Source organism: Methylocapsa sp. D3K7, from assembly GCF_029855125.1.
Lineage (GTDB): Bacteria > Pseudomonadota > Alphaproteobacteria > Rhizobiales > Beijerinckiaceae > Methylocapsa.
Genome location: NZ_CP123229.1, coordinates 2155115 through 2173256, shown reverse-complemented (window position 1 = coordinate 2173256; position 18142 = coordinate 2155115). Strand labels below are relative to the sequence as shown.

16 protein-coding genes are annotated in these 18142 nt (G+C 59.2%); 10 read left to right on the top strand and 6 right to left on the bottom strand.

The annotated features are described in order from the left end of the window. Positions 1 to 117: 117 nt before the first annotated feature. Entirely contained in the window at positions 118 to 1032 is a 915-nt protein-coding gene (locus QEV83_RS09935) for a hypothetical protein (RefSeq protein WP_280127597.1), read from the bottom strand. Positions 1033 to 1128: 96 nt separating this feature from the next. Between QEV83_RS09935 and metC the strand changes: the two genes are divergently transcribed. The 9 genes from metC (at position 1129) to zwf (ending at position 11245) form a co-directional block, all read left to right on the top strand. Then, a complete protein-coding gene (gene metC / locus QEV83_RS09930) occupies positions 1129 to 2316 on the top strand; it encodes a cystathionine beta-lyase (protein ID WP_280127596.1) in 1188 nt (395 codons plus the stop codon). Positions 2317 to 2538: 222 nt separating this feature from the next. Continuing rightward, complete coding sequence (locus QEV83_RS09925; RefSeq protein ID WP_280127595.1) at positions 2539 to 3207, top strand: LON peptidase substrate-binding domain-containing protein; 669 nt, start codon at positions 2539 to 2541, stop codon at positions 3205 to 3207. Positions 3208 to 3260: 53 nt separating this feature from the next. Further along, positions 3261 to 3479, top strand: a complete 219-nt coding sequence (locus tag QEV83_RS09920; protein WP_280127594.1) for a Trm112 family protein — start codon at positions 3261 to 3263, stop codon at positions 3477 to 3479. An 88-nt stretch (positions 3480 to 3567) separates the two neighbouring features. Then, positions 3568 to 4644 (top strand): choloylglycine hydrolase family protein, encoded by a 1077-nt coding sequence (locus QEV83_RS09915; RefSeq protein ID WP_280127593.1) that lies wholly within the window; start codon positions 3568 to 3570, stop codon positions 4642 to 4644. 171 nt (positions 4645 to 4815) lie between these two features. Beyond that, the gene (gene tesB, locus QEV83_RS09910) at positions 4816 to 5682 is read left to right on the top strand and encodes an acyl-CoA thioesterase II (protein ID WP_280127592.1); all 867 of its coding nucleotides are present in this window, start codon (positions 4816 to 4818) and stop codon (positions 5680 to 5682) included. Between the two features lie 231 nt (positions 5683 to 5913). Next, positions 5914 to 6252, top strand: a complete 339-nt coding sequence (locus QEV83_RS09905; RefSeq protein WP_280127591.1) for a P-II family nitrogen regulator — start codon at positions 5914 to 5916, stop codon at positions 6250 to 6252. Between the two features lie 40 nt (positions 6253 to 6292). After that, positions 6293 to 7831 carry an ammonium transporter gene (locus QEV83_RS09900; RefSeq protein WP_280127590.1) on the top strand — a complete coding sequence of 513 codons (1539 nt, stop codon included), beginning with the start codon at positions 6293 to 6295 and terminating at the stop codon, positions 7829 to 7831. Between the two features lie 220 nt (positions 7832 to 8051). Then, positions 8052 to 9698 carry a glucose-6-phosphate isomerase gene (pgi, locus tag QEV83_RS09895; RefSeq protein WP_280127589.1) on the top strand — a complete coding sequence of 549 codons (1647 nt, stop codon included), beginning with the start codon at positions 8052 to 8054 and terminating at the stop codon, positions 9696 to 9698. 83 nt (positions 9699 to 9781) lie between these two features. Then, positions 9782 to 11245 (top strand): glucose-6-phosphate dehydrogenase, encoded by a 1464-nt coding sequence (gene zwf, locus QEV83_RS09890; protein WP_280127588.1) that lies wholly within the window; start codon positions 9782 to 9784, stop codon positions 11243 to 11245. A gap of 21 nt (positions 11246 to 11266) precedes the next feature. Here the strand turns inward: zwf and QEV83_RS09885 are convergent, their stop codons facing one another. The 5 genes from QEV83_RS09885 to QEV83_RS09865 form a co-directional block, all read right to left on the bottom strand. Further along, positions 11267 to 11602 (bottom strand): HPr family phosphocarrier protein, encoded by a 336-nt coding sequence (locus QEV83_RS09885; RefSeq protein WP_280127587.1) that lies wholly within the window; start codon positions 11600 to 11602, stop codon positions 11267 to 11269. Continuing rightward, complete coding sequence (locus QEV83_RS09880) at positions 11599 to 12000, bottom strand: PTS sugar transporter subunit IIA (protein ID WP_280127586.1); 402 nt, start codon at positions 11998 to 12000, stop codon at positions 11599 to 11601. Before QEV83_RS09880 ends, QEV83_RS09885 begins: the two co-directional genes overlap by 4 nt. A 564-nt stretch (positions 12001 to 12564) precedes the next feature. Beyond that, entirely contained in the window at positions 12565 to 13062 is a 498-nt protein-coding gene (locus tag QEV83_RS09875; protein ID WP_280127585.1) for an aldolase, read from the bottom strand. A gap of 3 nt (positions 13063 to 13065) precedes the next feature. Beyond that, positions 13066 to 14901: a stimulus-sensing domain-containing protein gene (locus QEV83_RS09870; protein ID WP_280127584.1), complete on the bottom strand. Its 1836-nt coding sequence runs from the start codon at positions 14899 to 14901 to the stop codon at positions 13066 to 13068. Between the two features lie 336 nt (positions 14902 to 15237). Further along, complete coding sequence (locus QEV83_RS09865) at positions 15238 to 15933, bottom strand: response regulator transcription factor (RefSeq protein WP_280127583.1); 696 nt, start codon at positions 15931 to 15933, stop codon at positions 15238 to 15240. Positions 15934 to 16547: 614 nt separating this feature from the next. Here QEV83_RS09865 and sthA point away from each other — a divergent pair. Beyond that, positions 16548 to 17966: a Si-specific NAD(P)(+) transhydrogenase gene (sthA, locus tag QEV83_RS09860; protein ID WP_280127582.1), complete on the top strand. Its 1419-nt coding sequence runs from the start codon at positions 16548 to 16550 to the stop codon at positions 17964 to 17966. Positions 17967 to 18142 lie beyond the last annotated feature (176 nt).

Sequence of the window (18142 nt, the reverse complement as noted above, 5' to 3'; positions counted from 1 at the left end):
CACGCGCAACTGCGCGTTGCCGCCGAACGAAAGTGATCAGACACCGAGCTTGCGGCGGTAGTACGGCAAAGCTGTTCGAGGCGAACCCCGCAACCCGTAACGCGTCAGCGGCTATCCTCACGATCGCGCCATAAGTCCGATGGCGAAACCATAAATCCGCACCCGGCTTGGCTCCGGCATGGCGGCGAGCGTTTCTAGATAGATTTGCCCGGCCTGGCACAGTTTTTCGTCGGCGAGAGGCGGTTCACTCACCTTTCCATCGAGCAGCGCCTCTATCTCCGGGGTGCCAAGACCATTGCCGCGCAACGCCTTTTCAAGTTCGGCGAAATCCCGGTCGGTTGGCGCCGGCCGGTCCACCTGTTTCACTTCGCCATCATGAATGGCGTCAATGCCGGCGATCCCCAAGGCGGTCACTAGGCCACGGTTTTGCGCCGAGAATTCATAGAGGCCGGGACTTTCGGCGTGATTGAGAAAACTGACGCAGAGATGCGGGTCCTTGCTGGAGAGCGCCCGTAGCATGGAGGCCTGCAGTTCAAAGATGTGTTCCAGCGCCGGACTGCCGGCCTTGGCGGCAAGAATGCCGCGCGTCCGGCGCAGAAAACGGCTAGCTTCCTCCACCAAGCCATCTGGGCTTCGAGGCTCGTCATTCGCGGCAAGGCGCTTTGCGTAAGTTGCCAAGAAGGCCTCATAATCGGCCGGGAAGACGCTTTTTAGATGTTCAAAAAAAGCGGCGTAGTCAGGCGCCGCCGCGAGTTTTGCCTCCAGTCCATGCCGCGCCGCGGCGATTTCGGCGTCCGGCGCGCCACTGCCTGCGGTCAAGGTTGGGGAGTAGTGATCTTCGGACCGCAACGCCTTTTGGAGTAAGGCGGCGCCGGCGACGATCCCAGCGAGGGCGGCAAGGCCCAAAAGCACGAGCCGCAAGATATGCACGCGCGGTTCTCCCATGCCGGCCGCTTCAGTCGAACCCGGACTTTGCCCAAAACGGCGAAGTCCGGCAAGCCCGTTCCTGGTTTCACCCAAAACGCCGGACAATTTGGCTGTCTTTTGGCTTGGATTTCATTCCCGGACTTGACGAAACGCCGGTCAAGCCTCCAGTTTGCAGCGCAACAAGGGCTGATGGGACGCACAATGATCGAGACCACGCCGGAAGACCGCCGTCATCTGAAAACCCGCACGAAACTCGTTCACGCCGGACGCCATCCGAGCGACCAGCACGGCTTCGTCAATACGCCGGTCTATCGTGGATCCACCGTGCTCTTTCCGACCGTGGAGGCTTTTTCGAAGCGTACGGCACGGTTCACCTACGCCACGCAGGGGACCCCGACAACAGCGGCGCTGGAAACGGCGTGGACGGAATTGTCGGGTGCCGCTGGAACCGTGCTTGCCCCGTCGGGCCTTGCCGCGATTACCCTCGCGCTGTTCGCGGCGGTCAAAGCCGGTGACCATATTCTGGTGACGGACGCGGTCTATCGCCCCTCCCGTATCTTTTGCGATACGGTTTTGCGCCGGATGGGAGTCGAGACGACCTATTATGATCCAGCGCTTGGGGCCGCGATCGAATCCTTGATCCGGCCGAACACCAGCGTGATCTTCGTCGAGACACCGGGCTCCCAGACGTTCGAAGTTCAGGACGTTCCCGCGATTGCTGAATTGGCGCGGGCCAAAAAGCTTTGCCTGATTCTCGATAATACGTGGGCGACGCCCTTGCTGTTTCCGCCGCACACGCGTGGTGCTGATATGGCGGTCGAGGCCGGGACCAAATATCTCGGCGGCCATTCCGACCTTTTGATAGGGCTCGTATCCGCCAACGCGGATTGGTTTCCAAGGCTCCGGGCGACGTTTGACGCGTTTTCGATGTGCGCCGGGCCGGAGGACGTCTTCTTGAGCTTGCGCGGCTTGCGCACGCTTGAACTTCGTCTCAAGGAAGCCGAACGGCAGGCACTCGACCTCGCCCGCTGGCTCGCCGCGCGCAAGGAAGTTGCCCAGGTTCTGCATCCGGCGTTTCCCTCCTGTCCAGGTCATATTTATTGGAAACGGGACTTTCTCGGCTCGTCCGGATTATTTTCAGTCCTTTTGCAGCCTTGTTCCCCCGCCGCCCTCGCGGCAATGCTCGACGGGCTGAAATTGTTTGGTATGGGCTTCTCTTGGGGCGGCTTTGAAAGCCTTGTCATTCCCTTTGATTGCCGGAGCTATCGCAGCGTGACGGAGTGGGATCCGCCAGGACCCGCCTTGCGCTTTTCCGTGGGGCTTGAGGACATTGAGGATCTCAAGGCCGATCTCGACGCTGGATTCGCGCGCTTACGCAGTACAGCTTAAGCTTTATGGGCAAATCTGAATGCTTATATATTAGGCATATGCTCAATAAGAGGGCTGTTGGTTACAAAGATGAACCGAAACGAGGTCAAATTAAGACTGCGACTTCGTGACAAAGCTGTATTTTCCTTTTCCGGAGGCTGGACCCGGCAATTTGTGGGTTTAAATAGGATGATGTTAAATGAGTCGTGTGATCGTCCGAATAGGCCGGAGGAGGATTGGACCATGAGCATGAACCATGCTTATAGCGGCCTGGACGAACTCCCGGGGGCGTTTCCAATCTTTCCGCTCGCGGGCGCCTTGCTGCTGCCGCGCGGCGAACTGCCTCTCAATATATTTGAGGATCGCTATCTTGCCATGGTGGATGACGCCCTTAGAGGCCATCGGATCGTGGGCATGATCCAACCAGATCCCGAGGCTGGCGCCGGCTTGGGCGCGCCGGTGCTGTTTCCGGTCGGCTGTGCCGGCCGGATCACCCAATTCGCCGAATCCGGGGACGGGCGCTATCTGATCACGCTCACGGGGATTGCTAGGTTCAAGATCGCCGAGGAACTTGCCGGGACGACGCCATACCGCCAATGCCGCCCCGATTTCAGCCCCTTCACCACCGATTTCAGTCCCCGCGTGGGCGAGGATCAGGTCGACCGGGATGGCGTCCTGCGCACGTTGCGCGATTTTGCCGAGACCAACCATCTCCAAGTCGACTGGAAGAGTATCAACAGCGCGCCGAACGAGGCGCTTGTCAACGCGCTCTCCATGATGAGCCCTTGCAGTCCCAAGGAAAAACAGGCACTGCTCGAGGCGCGGGATCTCAAACGGCGGGCGGACGTGCTCGTCGCGATTACCGAAATCGAACTTGCGCGCGGCAAAAACGCATCCGCGCCCCTCCACTAACGGCAAGTCCGGCGCGACAGTCACCGGAAACCCAAAATCTGGAGCATCGAGTTATGACGGAAAAACCGAAAGGTTCGGGCGGGAACAAAGCGCCGGAGCCATCGCGGATAGACCCGCGGCTGCTGGAAATTTTGGTGTGTCCGCGCACCAAGACCACTCTCGAATATGACGCGCAGAACCAGGAATTGATTTCCCGCGCGGCCAAGCTTGCCTACCCAATCCGCGATGGCATCCCGATTATGCTGCCCGAAGAGGCGCGGCCTCTCGAGTAATCCCTTTCAGCCTCCCAAAACGCCTGTTCGATCGGATCGATCCGGTCTATTGATGAATGGCGTTTTATATCAATTTGGGAGGAAAAGAATGATCCGCAACTGTGCAGCCGCTGCCTTGGCGGCAGCGGCTATGCTCATTGCCCAGGCGCAAGCCTGCACCGGCGTCCGACTTATCGCGGAAGATGGCGGGGTGGTTCCGGGCCGCACCTTGGAATTCGGCTTCGATCTCAAATCGAACGTCATCGTCATTCCAAAGGGAACAACGATCACCGGCTCGACGCCGGATGGCGGCAAGGGACTTACCTACAAGACCAAATATGGCATGCTGGGCGCCAATGCAGTTGATTTGCCGGTCATCATAGATGGCATCAATGACCAGGGGCTTTACGTCGGCCTTTTCTATTTTCCTGGCTACGCCTCCTATCCGGATGCGACCCCCGAAAATACGCCGCATGCGATGGCCCCGCATGAATACGCCAATTGGATTCTTGGGAATTTCGCAAATATTGACGAGGTGAAAGCGAATTTCGACAAGGTCGTGCTGGTCCCGGTCGTCGTCGAAGCCATAAAGCAGGCACCGCCCGTGCATTTCGTCGTGCATGACCGCAGCGGCAAATCCCTCGTCATCGAGCCCGTCGATCAAAAACTCAAGATTTATGACAATCCGCTCGGGGTCATGTCCAACGCGCCGACATTCGATTGGCACATGACCAATTTGCGCAATTACATCAATCTGACGGCCACCAATGTGCCGCCCGTCGATCTTGGCAAACTCCAGCTCGCGCAGTTCGGCCAAGGAAGCGGCATGCATGGCCTTCCGGGCGATTTCACGCCGCCGTCGCGATTGGTTCGGGCGGTTGCCTTTACACAAGCCGCGATCCCATCGCAAACCGCGCCGGAATCCGTGCTCCAGGCGTTCCATATCCTCAATGCCTTCGACATTCCGCTCGGCGCCGTCCGCCAGGCCGAGGGCGGCGTGGCGGAGGCGGATTATACGCTTTGGACGAGCGTCGCCGATCTAAAGAACCTCAAATGGTATTTCAAAACTTACAACGATCAATCGATCCGCGCCGTCGATCTTCCTGCCGCGATCGCCGCCGCAAAAGGCAAAACGAAAATCATCAAGATGGATTCGAAACAGCCTATCGAAGATATTTCCAAATAGGGGAAAGGGACATCCTCGCGAACACGGGGGCGGAGCCGCGCGGCGACCGCAATTATGCCCAACGGGTTCGCTACTGGTTCCGCTTGATTCGTGAGCCGGGGCCAGCCACACTTCTCATGTGACAACCGCTGCCCCCGAATGCGTGGATTTAGGAACGGAAGCGCGGCGTCAATGTCCCATGCGGTCGACCAGCTTTTGACGATCCTCGATCTTGAGAGGATCGAGGAAAATATCTTTCGCGGGCGGAGTCCGCAGGTTGGCTGGCAGCGCGTCTTTGGCGGCCTTGTGGTCGCGCAAGCCCTCGTCGCGGCAGCGCGCACGGTCGAGGCGCGGCCGCCGCATTCCTTGCATGGCTATTTTCTTTTGCCGGGCGATCCGGCGGTGCCCATCGTCTATGAGGTGGACCGGATCCGGGACGGCAAGAGTTTTACGACGCGGCGTTGCAATGCGATCCAACACGGGCGCGCGATCTTCTCGCTCTCTGCTTCCTTTCAGATCGAGGAGCCGGGTCTTGAACATGCGGTTCCAATGCCCAAGGTGCCGTTGCCAGAAAGCCTGCCAAGCGAAGCCGAAATGCTAAGGCGTTTTGGGGACTCGATGCCGGATGCCATTCGACGCTGGTTCGCGCGGGAGCGCCCCATCGAGCTGCGGCCGGTCGATCTTGCCCGCTATGTCACGCATGAAGCAGGCGCCACCGAACAATATGTGTGGCTCCGCGCGACAGGGCCGCTCCCGGATGATCCGGCCATCCACCGTGCGGTGCTCGCTTACCTGTCCGACATGACGCTTCTTGACGCCGCACTTGGCGCGCATGGTCATTCCGTCTTCGATACGGGCCTGCAGGTCGCCAGCCTCGATCACGCCTTGTGGTTCCACCGGCCATTTCGCGCCGATGAGTGGTTGCTCTATGCGCAGGACAGTCCAAATTCCGGCCGCGCGCGCGGGTTCGCCCGTGGACTCATCTTCTCGCATGATGGCCGGCTTATCGCGTCGGTCGCGCAGGAAGGTTTGATGCGGCCGAAGTCAGGAGCCCGCTAAGAGAAAATCTTGCGGTTGTCAAAACGCGATATCCATCATTCCTCCATGAGCATAGGCTTTCACAATCTCGTGACTGTAGCTTAGGTGGTTTCATAACTGCGGGCAGCAATTGGCCCAAGGCTTGCTATCAGCAAGCCAAGCACGGCCGCCATCCCGCGCCCGGCCTTGCGCCACAAACAAGTTCCCACCCGTTTCGAAGTTCCCAAGGTAGAGGCAAGCAGGAAAAGCAACATGAAAATAGTTACTGCGATCATCAAGCCGTTCAAGCTGGACGAGGTCCGCGATGCTCTCACGGCGATCGGTGCGCACGGCATGACCGTGACGGAGGTTAAGGGTTACGGCCGCCAAAAGGGTCACACGGAAATCTACCGTGGGGCGGAATATGCCGTCAGCTTTCTGCCTAAGTTGAAAGTCGAAGTCGCGGTGGCGTCCGATCTCGTCAACCAGACCATCGATGCCATCACGACGGCGGCCCGGACCGGTGAAATTGGCGACGGCAAGATATTTGTCACCGCGCTCGATCAAGCGGTCCGCATCCGGACCGGCGAGCGCGATCAAGAAGCCATCTGAGGTGCCTTCCTTCCAATTTGTTGTATCGCAGGAGTTGAATATGAATGTTCGTTTCCTTCCAAGGATTGCCCCAAGGGCGATCGGTTTAGGGCTGCTGCTGGCCGCGGGAGCGGCTGGGCTCGCCCACGCAGACGCCCCCGTCCCCAATAAGGGCGATACCGCTTGGCTGCTGACCTCGTCGGCTCTTGTCCTCATGATGTCGATACCCGGTCTCGCGCTTTTTTACGGCGGCTTGGTCCGCACGAAAAACATGGCATCCGTGCTTTCGCAAGTCTTTGCGATCGTCGCGGTCGTCGGAGTCATTTGGGTGATTTATGGTTATTCGCTTGCCTTTACCGAAGGCAGCCATGAGTTAATTCCATTCGCGGGAGGCGAACACCCCTGGCTCGGCCTCCTCGAAGGGTTCCAGTGGAACAATCTCGTCGGCGGCTTGGACCGGGCTTTTCTCAAAGGATTGACCCCTGATTCCACCGCGGCGACGTTCTCCAACGGAGTCGTGGTGCCCGAATACGCCTATATGGTGTTTCAGATGACCTTCGCCATGATCACGCCAGCGCTGATCATTGGCTCTATAGCCGAACGGATGAAATTCTCGGCGGTCTTCGTCTTTATCATTTTATGGGTGACCTTCATTTATTTTCCCATCGCGCACAGCGTTTGGTATTGGGCAGGCCCGGACACCATCGCCGATGCCGCGAAGGCCCTTCTCGACGCTCCGGACGATGCTGCCAAAGCAGCTGCACAGGCCAACCTTGATGCGGTGAACGCCAATGCCGGAAACTTCTTCAAAATGGGAGCTCTCGACTTCGCCGGCGGCACCGTGGTCCATATCAACGCGGGTATCGCCGGTATGGTTGGTTGCTTGATGCTCGGCAAGCGGATCGGCTATCCCCGCGATATCGAGCCGCCGCATTCGGTCACCATGTCGATGATCGGCGCCTCGCTTCTCTGGGTGGGCTGGTTCGGCTTCAACGCCGGTTCGAACCTCGAGGCGACAGGAACGACTGCGCTCGCTTTCGTGAACACCATGGTGGCAACCGCGGCGGCGACACTCGGCTGGATGTTCATGGAATGGTTGTTGAGGGGCAAACCTTCGCTGCTGGGCATGATTTCCGGTGCGGTCGCGGGCCTTGTCGCCGTCACTCCAGCCTCTGGCTTTGCAGGCCCGATGGGATCGGTGGTCCTTGGCTTCTTCGCTGGAGCGGTGTGCTTCGCCATGGTCTCTTATGTAAAGCCGCTGATTGGTTACGACGATGCCCTCGATGTCTTCGGCGTACATTGTGTTGGCGGCATCATCGGGGCGATCGGCACCGGCATTCTCGTCGCCCCTTATCTCGGCGGCGTCGGCCTGACCGACTATGCCGCCAAACCTGGCTTCGCGTCGCCGGGGGATTACGACATGAAGGCACAAGTGCTGATACAACTGAAAACGGTTATCTTCACTTTGCTGTGGTCGGGAATCGGGTCGGCGATTCTTTACAAATTCGTCGATCTCATCATTGGTCTTAGACCAACGAAACAGGTCGAACTCGAAGGTCTCGACATCAACGATCACGGCGAGCGTGCCTACAATCCGTGACGGGGCTGGGCTGTCTGGGCTTTGCTCCGGCGCCTGGTTGTATTGACAATGCGAATAGAAACCAGGGGCCGCTTTCCGCGGTCCCTGGTTCCGCCGGATCGGGGATGGCCGCGTCCGCCGCCAAAATTCATCACCGGATTGGCAGTGGCGGAACCTCCGCACTTTCTTTTGCCATTTTGAAGCGGCTCGCTTGCGTCCAGTAATCATTGGGGTGTGACGCATGGCTACACATAATATCGAAGCCGCCCTTGCCGCGCTCGACGCGCACAAACAATCCTTGGCGGGGCAATCGATCGCTGACTTTTTCCGCGATGACCCGGACCGGTTCGCGCGGTTTCACGTCGAACTCGACGATCTCCTTTTCGACTATTCGAAACACCGCATCACCACAACAACGCTCGGGCTGCTCCTTGATCTCGCTCGGGCCGCCGGTGTCGAAGAGCGCCGTGCGGCGCTCTTTGCTGGCGAACCGGTCAATAGCACCGAACACCGTCCCGCCCTGCACATGGCTTTGCGCAATCTTTCGGGCAGACCCATGTTCGCCGAAGGCCATGATGTCATGCCGGAGGTGCTGGCCGAGCGGGACAAGATGGAAGCTTTTGCGGAATCCATCCATAATGGTGACGCAAAGTCGGCGAGCGGGGAGAGATTCACCGATATCGTGAATATCGGGATCGGCGGCTCGGATCTTGGCCCCGCCATGGCCGCGCGGGCGCTCGCGCCCTTCGTTCCCAACCGTCTGAGACTGCACACGGTTTCCAATGTCGATGGCGCCGATCTCGGCGATACCTTGAAACGGGTGCCGCTCGAAACGACGCTTTTCATTGTCTGTTCAAAAACCTTCACGACGATCGAGACCATGACGAATGCCGCCACCGCGCGGAAAGCCATCGCGGCGACGCTCGGCGAGGCGGCGGTCGGCGATCATTTTTGTGCCGTGTCCACCCAGCTCGATAAAATCGCCGCATTCGGCATCAGAAGCGATCGCGTGTTCGGCTTTTGGGATTGGGTCGGCGGCCGCTATTCGATCTGGTCGTCGATTGGGCTCTTGCTTGCGATCGGAATCGGCAAGGAGAAATTTGAGGAATTTCTGCGCGGCGGACAAGACATCGACAGCCATTTCGTCGAAGCGCCCCTGGAGCGCAACATTCCGGTGCTGATGGCTCTCCTCGGAGTCTGGTATCGCGACTTTTGGGGCTGCGCGGCGCATGCCGTTATCCCCTATGACGAGCGGATGGCGCGGTTTCCGGCCTATCTGCAACAGCTCGAAATGGAGTCGAACGGCAAGTCGGTGGACTTAACCGGCGCCCGCGCGCGAATCGAAACCGCCCCGGTGATTTTCGGCGAACCTGGAACCAACGGTCAGCATGCCTTTTTCCAAATGTTGCATCAGGGCACCCAAATCGTGCCGATCGATTTCCTCGTCGCGGTCCTACCTTTGTGCGCGGATATTGAGCATCACAATTTGCTGTTCGCCAATTGCCTGGCTCAGAGCCAGGCGTTGATGCAGGGACGGCCGCTTGCCGAGGTGAAGCAGAAATTGGCCGGGCAAGGATTGAGCACCGATGCGATCGAGGCGCTCGCGCCGCACAAGGTTTTCGACGGCAACCGGCCCTCCAGCACGTTTCTTTATAAACAGATGGCGCCGCGCCTGCTCGGCCAATTGATCGCGCTTTATGAGCATAAGGTTTTCGTTCAAGGCGTGATTTGGAACATCAATTCCTTCGATCAATGGGGCGTCGAACTTGGCAAGGAACTCGCCAATAAGCTGACCCCTGTCGTCACCGACGCGAGCCGCTCGACGGAAGGCTTCGACGCCTCGACCGCCGGCCTCATCGCGGCAGCGCGCGCCTATCGTGGAGGCTGATCGCCTTCTGAAAGTGACAGTTCGGATTTTGCCGCTGGGGCGCTGCGCTGCCGGCCTAAGCGGCTGGGCATGGGATGCGCACATTGGCAAAGATTCCTCCAGGGGTTGGTCCGAAATATCCGCAAGCCGTCGTTCTCTTTGGCGCCACCGGAGACCTCGCCCGGCGGAAGCTGCTGCCGGGCCTGTTCCATCTGTCGAGCGCCGGGGTCATCCCCGGCTGCCGGATCATTGGCGTCTCGCTCGACGACCTCGACGCCGATGGTTTCCGGACGCTCGCGCGCGGCGCCCTCGATCAATTCGCCACGCGTAAGAACCATGGGGCCGCCTGGGACGCCTTCGCGGAGACCTTAGATTATGTCCCGCTGGCCGCGGGCGCCAGCGGCCTCAAGGCAGCGGTGGAACGGGCTGAACAGGAGCTGGGCGCTAACTGTCGCCGTTTGCACTATCTGAGCGTGCCGCCCAATGCCGCCTTGTCGGCGGTCCGCTTGCTGGACGAAGCAGGGCTTGTCGAGCGCTCACAAATCATCATGGAAAAGCCGTTTGGCACGGACCTCGCCAGCGCGGTGCGACTGAATACCGAATTGCATGAGGTCTTCTCCGAAGACCAGATCTTCCGGATCGACCACTTCCTTGGCAAGGAACCGGCGCAAAACATCCTTGCCTTCCGTTTCGCCAACGGGCTGTTCGAACCGATCTGGAACCGCAATTTCATCGACCATGTGCAGATCGACGTGCCGGAGACGCTGGGGCTTGGCTCACGCGCCGGGTTCTACGAGGCGACCGGCGCCTTCCGCGATATGGTGGTGACCCATTTGTTTCAGATTCTCGCCTTCATGGCGATGGAGCCCCCAACAGCCTTGGAACCGGCGCCGATCAGCGAGGAAAAGAACAAGGTCTTTCGCAGCATGTTGCCGATCGAGCCGAAGGATGTCATCCGCGGGCAATACACCGGATACCGGGCCGAGGAGGGGGTGGACCCCGAGTCGGATACCGAGACGTTCATCGCGTTGAAATGCTCGATCGACAATTGGCGCTGGGCCGGCGTGCCGTTCTTCCTGCGCACCGGCAAGCGGCTTGCGGAGGGGCAACGGATCATTTCCATCGCCTTCCGGGAACCCCCCAAAAGCATGTTCCCCGTGGGGTCGGGGGTTGGCGCGCAAGGCCCGGACCATTTGACGTTCGACTTGGCGGATGCCTCAAAGATGTCGCTGTCCTTCTACGGCAAGCGCCCTGGGCCCGGCATGCGGCTCGATAAGCTGAGCTTGCAATTTGCCATGCATGACACCGGCCTGATCGGCGACGTCCTCGAAGCCTATGAGCGCTTGATCCTCGACGCGATGCGCGGCGACCACACGCTGTTTACGACCGCCGAGGGGATTGAACGGCTCTGGGAAGTGTCGATCCCTTTGCTGGAAGCGCCGCCTCCGGTTCGCCTGTACCCGCCTGGTTCGTGGGGACCAAAATCGATCCATCAACTCGTCGCCCCGCATGCCTGGCGGCTACCTTTCGAGCGGGAATGGCGCGACCCCAACCGCGCGGGCAGCTGACCTGGTAAATTTCTGCCGGGCTTACTCGTCCTCGCCGAAGCGGTTGGCGACGAGTGCAGCGACGGCTTCCAACACATCGGCTGCCTGGGTTCCCTCCGCGGTAATGGTAATCGTCATTCCAGGCCCGGCGCCGAGAGTCAAAATGCCCATGATCGAGGTTCCGCCGACGGTTTCTCCGCAGCGGCTCACGGTGACCGCCGCGTCGAACCCATCGATACATTGCACGAGTTTCGCGGTGGCACGCGCGTGCAGCCCCTTGCGATTGATGATTTCGAGGGTGCGCACGAGGACATCCGGCGGCGGCTCGAAATCCGGACAATCGCCTGGATCAACCTTGTTTGTATCGTCGCCGCTCATTTGCCGCCCAAGAACTTGCTTGCGACGTAAATATATTTGCGGCCGGCATCCTGCGCCTGACACACCGCCTGATCGAGGTTCGCGCTATCGCGCACCGAGGCAAGTTTTATCAGCATCGGCAGATTGACGCCCGCGATCACCTCGATATTTGCACCGTTCATGATGGAGATCGCCAGATTGGAAGGAGTGCCGCCAAACATATCGGTGAGGACGACGACCCCGGTGCCGCTGTCCACCCGCGCGACGGCTGAAATAATATCCTGGCGTCGCTGTTCGATATCATCATCGGGTCCGATGCCCACCGATTCGATCTGCTTTTGCGGACCGACCACATGCTCGAGCGCCGCGCGGAATTCCGACGCGAGGCGGCCATGGGTCACGAGGACGATTCCAATCATCAAAGGGACCTGTTCATTCAGGAACTTCGTGCCCGTCGGCACTTATGTGAGAGGGTTTCGTCATGGGAAGCAGGGTGACCAGACGTGCGCAAGGCCGGAAAAACCGTGAGGCTTTTTCGATTCCAGCATGCTCCCAGCGTTTGAAGGATTTGCGTCTCGATCACAAAATTCCACGTCAGCCCGAAGAGCCTTGTTAAGGAATGGCTTCATAGAACAAACCCGCTGCAAAAGCCTAATGGCCTCTCGCGGGTATGGCTGTTTCATTCCATGGACCAGCCGCCGCCATCCCATTCCTCCTCCGGAAAGCTCATTCGTGATAAGGCAAAAACACGAGATAGCAAGCAGCGGTCTTGCGGATGATCCTTGCTGGAATGACCCAGCCAGGACCGGAGTCCGGGGCATTTTGTGCAGCGCACCTGAATTGGCAAGTAAAATGACGCGCCTCGACGGCGATCGCTCTCGTATCCCATTCGTGCACTCGGACGGAAACGAATCGGAACGAAGCCCTGTCTGGGAAATCTTAGATTTGCCATTCGCGAGGGAAATGGAGGGTGTTTGGCAGACTTAGCGGCCTTTTCCATACAATCGAGGATCGGCCAGAACGCTGGCGGCTAGATCGCAGGCTGCGGCGTCTTGCCGCAGGCTTGTAAAAGGCAGTCGCAGGCCCGCCAGGACGGTGTTGGCTTCGGCCTCATCCGGGAGCCGGGGCGGGCACGCATGGCCTTGGCCGCCGAGTGAGACAACAAGGCGGACAACAGCCGCGGCCAAGAATGGTATTTCGCCGATACCGTGTCCGCGGCGTTCGATTTTTCCGAGGATCGCGCGATGCCCTCGGGCAATGATCCGGTCACCTCTGCGCTCAATGCCGATCCGGTCGTCTCCGACAAGCCTAGCGAAAGTGCCAGCGGCTTCGGCCGCCGCGATCAGGGCGAGCGCCAATTTGCTTTTGCCGGCTCCCGTCCGCCCCATGATGAGGATGCCAGCCTCGCCGATAACGGCAGCGGTTGCATGGAGATAGAATTTTTCCATGCCGGCGGTGAGCCGGTCTTCTTCGCCGGGCAAGACTTATTGAACCTGCGGCAGAAACACGAGGAAACGGGCGCCAAGCACCGGAATGACCCCGTCGGGGCCGGGAGGCCCGACACGGTTGAGCGCCTGTATGTGGCCGCCATGGACTTCGATGATTTGTCGCGAGATGGACAGTCCAAGGCCGGAGTTTTGCCCGAAGCCTTGACCGGGGCGGTCGGTATAAAACCGTTCGAAGATGCGTTCGAAGGCATCGGCGGGAATGCCCGGCCCATCGTCATCGATGACGATCTCATAACCGTCCCGCACATGGCCCTGCGGCGTATAATCTTTGGCCGGGCGTAACAGCACGCGGACGCTTCCGCCGGGACCCGAAAACGAGCGTGCGTTATCGATAAGATTGTTGAAAACCTGACCAAGCCTGGAATCATGCCCGAGGATCATGAACGGCGCTCTGCGATTATCATCCTTGCCGTGGCGGGCAATGACGAGCTCAACCTGATTCGCGCCTTGATCTTTGACGAGGTTGGCGACGGCGACAACCGTATCAAGTAAGCGCATCAGATCGACGAGATCGACGTCGTCGCGCGCCAGCTCCGCATCAAGTCTCGAAGCATCGGAGATGTCGCTGATGAGCCGGTCGAGCCGGCGAACATCATGCTCGATGATCGACAATAGACGCTGGCGGGATTCCGGCGTGCGCGCGACAGGCATCGTCTCGACCGCGCTTCGCAAGGAGGTCAGCGGATTCTTCAATTCATGCGCGACATCGGCGGCGAAGCTTTCGATCGCCTCGATTCGATCGTAAAGTGCCTTGGTCATATCGCGCAACGCTCCGGACAAATGGCCGATCTCATCCGAGCGGTTGGTGAAATCGGGGATTTCCCGGCGTGCCTTGGTCCCCCGGCGCACCCGCTCGGCCGCCTCCGCCAGCCGCCTGATCGGCTCGGCGATAGTTCCAGCGATGAAATAAGAGAGCAACAGCATGATGGCGGCGGAAACCAGAAAGATGCGGACGATGGCGGCGCGTTCCGAGCCAATGATCTTGTCGATGTCATCGCCTTGGGTAGACAACAGCAGGGCGCCGCGCACTGCCCGGAAACGTTGGATCGGCACGGCGATCGAGACTATGGTTTCTCCCTTGGGATCGATCCGTACGATGGATTGTTCGCCGCCATTCAGGGCGCGCGCGACTTCCGGATAGGTCTTGCCATTGGCGACGCCAATATCTTCGTAAAGGGGTAAACTTGGGCTGCCGGTTAGGCTCTTTAAGGCGCTTCCGATGCGCATCCAGACAGACTTGGATTCATCTTGCGCAGGCGGCGGCAGATCGAAGCGCATGATATTGGAACGGCTTGTCACCGATTGCGAGTCAAGCAGCAAATAACCATCGCGGTCGTAAATGCGCGCGCGTGTCCGGGTCGGGGAAGCCAGTCTGTGCAGGACTGGCCCGATTCGCTCGGGATTTATCGAAAACTCGAGCGATGGTGCGGTTTCGTCGGCCAGCGCATAACTCTGACCTGGGGCGAGCTGCAGCAGCTTGTCCGGATCGATGGCGATCGAGTCGGTTTCGACAGTAGCGGAGGATGCGATGGCCGCGGCGATAATCTCGCCCTGCACTTGCAGGCTCAGCACTCTCGCGTCAATCAGCCCTTCGCGGAATTGATTGAGATAAAGAAATCCAATGAGAAGCGCCGCGAGCCCGCCAAGGTTAAGAAACACGATCCGCCGCGCCAAGGGAGACGCAAACCGCCCGCTAGCGACGCGAACGAACGCGCGCAATCGCAGGCCAAGGTTCCGCCGGATTCGCTTCGCCCGCCGCGCCATGCCAGGCGCCCGTTCGAAGCCCATTCCTTCGCGTGCCTCAAGACTCATTGACCGGCGATCCCCTCCTAGGGGCATAAAATTTATAGCAATTGCCCGTAATCTCAGCCCCGTTTTGCTTGCGCACCGGGACGCCGGTCAGATCAAACCGGTCCCCGTGCTCAGCGGCACATGTCAAGGCCATTCATGGAACCACTATAGAGGATGTCGCCAAAAAGAGCACGCCCGATAAATGCAGCCGCCCGCATGCCCCCCGACGGCCCTTGGATTGCATGGCAAAGTGCGGTCACGGTCCGGTGCGCGTGCATCCAGGCGGTTCATCCTGTTCGCGAAACATATAGGAGTTGCCGGCGGGCCGGGGAAATCAAGGCTGCGGGTTCGGCGGGTTCATTCCTTGAACCGGTAGCCAACCCCATAGAGGGTCTCAATCATTTCGAAGTCGTCGTCAACGACCTTAAACTTCTTGCGCAGCCGCTTTATATGGCTGTCGATCGTACGATCATCGACATAGACCTGATCGTCATAGGCCGCGTCCATCAACGCGTTGCGGCTTTTGACGACGCCTGGCCGCGCCGCCAGCGCCTGAAGGATCAAGAACTCGGTGACGGTCAGTGTTACCTGATCGTTTTTCCAAGTGCAGGCGTGGCGCTCCGGGTCCATCTTGAGAAAGCCGCGTTCGAGAATCTTCGCCTCAGATTCTTTTTGGCTACCGGGTTCCTTAGGATTGGCGCGCCGTAAAATCGCCTTGACGCGCTCGACGAGCAGGCGCTGCGAAAAGGGTTTCCGGATGAAATCGTCGGCACCCATTTTGAGGCCGAACAATTCATCGATTTCCTCGTCCTTCGAGGTCAGGAAGATCACCGGCACATCGGACTTCTGGCGGAACCGGCGGAGCAATTCCATGCCGTCCATTCTCGGCATCTTAATATCGAAAATCGCGAGATCGGGAGGGTTGCTCTTAAGATCGTCGAGCGCCGTCGAGCCGTCCGTATAGGTCTGGACGCGATAGCCTTCCCCTTCGAGGGCGATTGCCACGGAGGTCAGAATATTGCGGTCATCGTCGACCAGGGAGATGGTTGGCATGAACGGTCCTAATTCCAATCGTGCGCCTCTACAAGAACCTCGAAGCGCTTGGTAGAAACCTCTCGAACCGTCGCCGGCGGTCTCGTCTTTCCGCAATGACTTGCGGCGGCGCATTGCATGAAAGTTCTGGCGGCCGAAAGGCGGCGCGCGATGGAAGGCGAAATCCTAAATACACAGGACAAGTCGAAATATCCGTTTAGTACTCAGCAAAGGCGACGGGCTCGACACCGGATCCCTCATCTTAGTGAGTTCTTTACCCAAGCTATCCGTTCTCGAACGGTTTCACGTAAGTTCTAGTTTGCGAAGAAGCGAATACCCTCAGCTTCTTATATCAGGAAAAAAGGACGGCCGAAATAAGGCAGTCGCCCAACCCACTGGAAACGGTGAGGTGAATGAGGGAACGGCTCCGGCAGCATTGACGGGACGGCTGCGACGGACCGCCAAAACCTTAACCGCTACCGGCTGTCTCCGACGGAATACACTGGAGTTTAAGCTGGATACGAATGCTCCCCGCAAACCAGAGCCTATCGCTGGCGCGTTATTTGCTTTGCTGTTGAAGGCTTCCCGCTGCGATCGAGCCTCAATCACAGCTTCCATATTACAAAGTCGGTCCCATGCACGAGTACGAAATGATCGTCATCGGAAGCGGCCCCTCGGGGCGGCGGGCGGCGATCCAGGCGGCGAAACTGGGCAAGTCCGTTCTCGTCATTGAGAAGGGCCGCCGGGTTGGCGGCGTCTCCGTCCATACGGGCACAATCCCATCGAAAACGCTGCGCGAAACAGTCCTGAACCTCTCCGGCTGGCGCGAGCGCGGGTTCTATGGGCGTTCCTATCGCGTGAAGCAGGAGATCGAAGCCAGCGACCTGATGATGCGGATGCACAAAACGCTCGATCACGAGGTCGAGGTATTGGAGCATCAGTTCCACCGCAATGCCGTGAGAACGCGGTGGGGGAAGGCACGTTTTGCCGGCCCCCATGAGATCGAAGTGACGAGCGAGAGCGGCGAAACGCGCGTGTACACGGCCGCGACTATCTTGATCGCTTGCGGCACGCGGCCATTCCGGCCTGACTATGTGCCCTTCAACGGGGTGAACGTGCTCGACAGTGACGAGATCGTCGATTTGAAGAAGCTGCCGCGCAGTCTTGCGGTCATCGGAGCCGGTGTCATTGGCGTCGAATATGCCACCATCTTCAGCGCACTCGACGTCGCGGTCACGCTGATCGAGCCGCGCCCGACTTTTCTCGATTTCATCGACAAGGAACTGATCGAGGAGTTCACGCATGATCTGCGCGACTGTAATGTCGCTTTGCGGCTCGGCTCCGCTGTTAATTCCATCAAACTCAGCGAGGCCGGCCGGCCGGTTGTTGCGCTCGCCAATGGCCGAGTCGTCCAAGCGGAGATGTTGCTCTTCGCGGCTGGGCGGGTTGGCGCGACCGATGCGCTCAATCTCGAAGCGGCGGGCATCGCGACGGACCATCGCGGCCGCATCGCGGTCACGCCGGCCACATTGCAAACCTCCGTCCCCCATATTTACGCCGCCGGGGATGTCATCGGGTTCCCGAGCCTTGCCTCGACTTCGATGGAGCAAGGCCGCGTCGCCGCTTGCCATGCCTTCGGGCTAGAACCGGCGGCGCCGCCGGAATTCTTCCCCTATGGCATCTATTCCGTGCCTGAGATATCAACCGTGGGAATGACCGAGGAGGAGGTGAGAAAACGGGAGATCGCCTATGAATGCGGCGTCGCCCGGTTTCGCGAGACGTCGCGCGGCCATATCATGGGTCTTAATTCCGGGATGATGAAAATGATCTTCTCAACCAGGACCCGCCGTCTCCTTGGCGTCCACATCGTCGGCGAAGGCGCGACGGAATTGATTCATATCGGCCAGGCCGTGCTCAATCTCAAAGGCACGATCGACTATTTCATCGAAAACACGTTTAATTATCCAACGCTGGCGGAAGCCTATAAGATTGCCGGTCTCGACGCCTGGAATCGCATGGCGCGCCCACGGAGCGCGGGGCCTTTGAGCGCGTAATCAAACTTCGCTGGTTCTCGCACGGTGCCGTGTTGCCAAGCGTTTCGCCTCGGGGCCGATTTCTGGCCTTCACTTTGTTCAAGCTAATTCATGACAGCCGCCGTTGCGGCGTGAAGCCAGGGCGTGGAGCCGCTGTTTTGTTGACTTCGTCTGGTGAGATCCCCCAAATTATGATA

What these genes read in the sequence shown, in the direction of transcription:
- metC (WP_280127596.1), top strand. Translation starts at nt 1,129, where the DNA reads ATGATCGAGACCACGCCGGAAGACCGCCGTCATCTGAAAACCCGCACG.
- QEV83_RS09925 (WP_280127595.1), top strand. Translation starts at nt 2,539, where the DNA reads ATGAGCATGAACCATGCTTATAGCGGCCTGGACGAACTCCCGGGGGCG.
- QEV83_RS09920 (WP_280127594.1), top strand. Translation starts at nt 3,261, where the DNA reads ATGACGGAAAAACCGAAAGGTTCGGGCGGGAACAAAGCGCCGGAGCCA.
- QEV83_RS09915 (WP_280127593.1), top strand. Translation starts at nt 3,568, where the DNA reads ATGATCCGCAACTGTGCAGCCGCTGCCTTGGCGGCAGCGGCTATGCTC.
- tesB (WP_280127592.1), top strand. Translation starts at nt 4,816, where the DNA reads ATGTCCCATGCGGTCGACCAGCTTTTGACGATCCTCGATCTTGAGAGG.
- QEV83_RS09905 (WP_280127591.1), top strand. Translation starts at nt 5,914, where the DNA reads ATGAAAATAGTTACTGCGATCATCAAGCCGTTCAAGCTGGACGAGGTC.
- QEV83_RS09900 (WP_280127590.1), top strand. Translation starts at nt 6,293, where the DNA reads ATGAATGTTCGTTTCCTTCCAAGGATTGCCCCAAGGGCGATCGGTTTA.
- pgi (WP_280127589.1), top strand. Translation starts at nt 8,052, where the DNA reads ATGGCTACACATAATATCGAAGCCGCCCTTGCCGCGCTCGACGCGCAC.
- QEV83_RS09885 (WP_280127587.1), bottom strand. Translation starts at nt 11,602, where the DNA reads ATGAGCGGCGACGATACAAACAAGGTTGATCCAGGCGATTGTCCGGAT.
- QEV83_RS09880 (WP_280127586.1), bottom strand. Translation starts at nt 12,000, where the DNA reads ATGATTGGAATCGTCCTCGTGACCCATGGCCGCCTCGCGTCGGAATTC.
- QEV83_RS09870 (WP_280127584.1), bottom strand. Translation starts at nt 14,901, where the DNA reads ATGAGTCTTGAGGCACGCGAAGGAATGGGCTTCGAACGGGCGCCTGGC.
- QEV83_RS09865 (WP_280127583.1), bottom strand. Translation starts at nt 15,933, where the DNA reads ATGCCAACCATCTCCCTGGTCGACGATGACCGCAATATTCTGACCTCC.
- sthA (WP_280127582.1), top strand. Translation starts at nt 16,548, where the DNA reads ATGCACGAGTACGAAATGATCGTCATCGGAAGCGGCCCCTCGGGGCGG.